Source organism: Vibrio sp. S12_S33 (assembly GCF_963889785.1).
Lineage (GTDB): Bacteria > Pseudomonadota > Gammaproteobacteria > Enterobacterales > Vibrionaceae > Vibrio > Vibrio aestuarianus.
In genome coordinates, this window is the sequence record NZ_CAWPQZ010000316.1 from 1 (window position 1) to 305 (window position 305).

General features: G+C 40.3%; 1 protein-coding gene. It reads left to right on the forward strand.

Annotated elements, in window-relative coordinates:
* A partial coding sequence (locus tag AACW06_RS20305) for a transposase (protein WP_192076405.1) occupies positions 1 to 305 on the forward strand: 305 nt, incomplete at both ends.

A 305-nucleotide genomic window follows, 5' to 3' on the forward strand; every position in this document is an offset into this window, starting at 1 on the left:
GAGTTGTCAAAAGGGCTATTAGATAAGCTTTATGCAGATAAAGGCTATATCAGTAAAGCGCTAACAGCAGACTTGAAAAAGGATGGTATTAGCCTAATAACGACTCACCGAAAGAACATGAAACCGAAGTTATTAGCGGCTTGGGACAGAGCAATGTTGTCTAAGCGGTTCATCATTGAAACCATCAACGACCAACTAAAGAATATTTCTCAGATAGAGCATTCTAGACACAGGAGTCTGCATGGATTCATGTTGAACTTACTTGGTGGGTTAATTGCGTACTGCCTAAAACCAGAAAAGCCATC